General features: G+C 34.8%; 2 protein-coding genes. Both read left to right on the top strand.

Annotated elements, in window-relative coordinates:
• The first annotated feature begins 121 nt into the window (after positions 1-121).
• Positions 122-1,870 carry a signal peptide peptidase SppA gene (gene sppA, locus AC1WHX_RS11525; RefSeq protein ID WP_302545403.1) on the top strand — a complete coding sequence of 583 codons (1,749 nt, stop codon included), beginning with the start codon at positions 122-124 and terminating at the stop codon, positions 1,868-1,870.
• A 28-nt stretch (positions 1,871-1,898) separates the two neighbouring features.
• On the top strand, positions 1,899-3,017 hold the full coding sequence (gene lpxK / locus AC1WHX_RS11520) for a tetraacyldisaccharide 4'-kinase (protein ID WP_302545405.1): 1,119 nt from the start codon (positions 1,899-1,901) through the stop codon (positions 3,015-3,017).
• The last annotated feature ends 18 nt before the right edge of the window (positions 3,018-3,035 follow it).

The raw sequence follows: 3,035 nt of genomic DNA, 5'->3' as shown, positions 1-3,035 counted from the left end.
ATATAAAAGATTAAGGACTGATATACCCCTTTTCAATAACAGAAAACATTCTTTTAACAAAAAAAGCCTTATATTTGCTTGGAAATCTTATATTTCTTGCTATTACAAATAGATATTTAATATGAAAAGTTTTTTCAAAACGACATTTGCCTGTGTATTAGGTGTTTTTATTGCCGGGATATTACTATTCTGGCTCTTCATCGGCTCAGTTATAAGTCTCGCAACTTTTTCGACAACTCCGAGTTACACCTCTAAAGAAAACACCATCTTAATATTAAAATTAGAAGGAGAACTTACCGAACGAGCAAAAGACGACCCATTAAATATTTTAAATTCAGGAGAATATATTCCGAAAGCAGGATTAGACGAAATATTAAAAGCTATTCAGATCGCCAAATGGGACAATAATATCACTGGTATTTATTTGGATATTTCAAATTTTACTGGAGGTTATGCCTCTATTGAAGAAATACGTAATGCTCTATCCGATTTCAAAAAAAGTGGAAAATTTATTGTGGCGTATGCCGACATGTACACCCAAAGAGAATATTATTTGGCAACTGCAGCCGACTGGGTGTTCATGAATACTATTGGAATGCTGGATTTTAGAGGATTAAGCACGACTCCCACTTTTTATAAAAATACATTAGATAAAATAGGGGTTGAAATGCAAGTATTTCGCGTAGGGACTTACAAATCTGCCGTAGAGCCTTATATAACTACTCAGATGAGTGAAGCAAATCGAAAACAAACCGCATCATACTTAAACTCGATATGGGAAACTATTATCTCTGACATCGCAGAAGAACGTCAAATAGAGAAACACATACTGAATGATTATGCCGACTCATTAGTTTCTTTACAAGAGCCTCAATGGGTACAGAAAACCAAACTTGTGGATTCTTTATTATACCGTCCGGAAGTAGAATCCTTTTTAACGCAGCTTTGCGGTGTCGAAAATATTAATGATATCAATTGGGCATCACCAACAGATATTGTATCTACAGCTAAAAAAATCAAATCAAAAGATCGAATTGCCATAGTATATGCAGTAGGTAGCATAGACGGAATATCTTCGAACGGCATTATATCTGACAAACTGGTACGAACTCTAAAAGAAGTTCAAGACGACGAGTCTGTAAAAGGTGTTGTACTTAGAGTAAATTCTCCCGGAGGAAGTGCTTTCGGATCTGAACAGATCTGGCATGCGGTAGAACAGTTGAAACGAACAAAGCCTGTTGCCGTATCAATGGGTGATTATGCCGCTTCTGGAGGCTATTATCTATCTTGCGGAGCAAATCGTATTTTTGCAAATCCCGCAACACTAACCGGTTCAATAGGGATATTTGGACTCGTACCAAATGCGCAAAAGTTACTTTCAGAGAAAATCGGATTATCATTTGACGAGGTAAAAACAAACAAATACGGAGCTTTCCCTACCATAGAACGCCCTATGACAAATGATGAAAAACAGAAAATGCAAACATACATAAATCGTGGGTATGATCTCTTTATAAAACGTTGTGCCCAAGGACGAAAAATGTCGGTCGATCAAATAAAAAATATTGCAGAAGGACGAGTATGGAGTGGTAAAGATGCTTTAAAAATCGGATTAATAGACGAACTTGGTGATATGCAGAAAGCAACCGAATGGATTGCAAAAAAATGTGACATAACAGATTATGAAGTTATTGAATATCCAAAGAAAAAAAGTTTTTACGAAGAACTGATGAATGAACTTAGAAACGGAGTGTCACAATCTTTTATGAGATTATTTTTGGGTGATGAATATCATTATAAAAAAATTTTAGACCAAATAAAGCAGATCGACCCGATTCAAGCTCAAATGGAAAATATAGAACTAGAATAACAAATAATACTAAAGCTCATAAAGAATGCTGGAGGAGGAAAATGTAAAGCTATATAAGTGGTTATCTCCGTTTTCCCTCATTTACGGATTAGGAGTAAGATTGAGAAATAAACTTTTCGATTGGGATATTTTACGTAGCAAAAGTTATGATATACCTATCCTATCTGTAGGTAATATCACAGTGGGAGGCACAGGGAAAACGCCCCATATCGAATATTTAATACGATTATTGGCTTCTTCATATCGGATTGCCATTTTGAGCCGAGGGTATAAAAGAAAAACCAGAGGATTTGTTCTAGCAACCCATTCTTCTACAGCCAGAGAAATCGGAGATGAGCCTTTTCAAATAAAACATAAATTTCCGGAAATCGTAGTGGCCGTAGATAGTAACCGTCGAAGAGGTATAGAAAAGCTAATGCGACTTACGCCCGAAATCGATGTCATTTTATTAGATGACGCTTTCCAGCATAGATATGTGGCACCATCTACATCTATCTTACTATCCGATTTTAATCGGATGATTTATGAAGATAAACTTCTCCCATATGGTAGATTAAGAGAACCGATAGGAGAAAAATCTCGTGCACAGATCGTTATTGTAACTAAATGTCCTAAAGATATAAAACCTATAGATTTCAGAATTATTTCGAAACGTCTGCAATTATATCCATATCAACGATTATATTTTACCGGATTATGTTACGATGAATTAATTCCTTTATTTCCGAATGAAATTCACAATCCTATATCCATAACAAATATAAAAAAAGATAAAGCTTTACTGATCTCTGGGATTGCTTCACCCCAACCGTTTATACAATATATTCAAAACTTTGTATCTAAGACAGAGAGTTTATGTTTTCCGGATCATCATAGTTTCAGTGCGAAAGACATAGAAAAAATCCGGAACAGAGCATTAAAAATGAAGAATGGCAACACTTTGCCCCATATAATTGTGACAGAAAAAGATGCAGCCAGACTAATTTATAACCCTCATTTAACGAATGAAATAAAACAAAATCTATATTATCTGCCACTCAAAATATGCTTCTTACAAGATCAAGGCACAACTTTTGATGCACAAATAAAAGATGTTATAACCAAAAACAGGAAAAATTATATTCCCAAAACTATAAAAACTTCTTAATCAAAAAGAGCTAATAGC

It is taken from the genome of Coprobacter sp., assembly GCF_982436375.1.
Note: the sequence above shows the minus strand (reverse complement) of the source record. Positions and strands in the feature narration are given on the sequence as shown.

Excerpts from the sequence above, each read along its gene's own strand:
- sppA (WP_302545403.1), top strand. The coding sequence starts at position 122 with ATGAAAAGTTTTTTCAAAACGACATTTGCCTGTGTATTAGGTGTTTTT.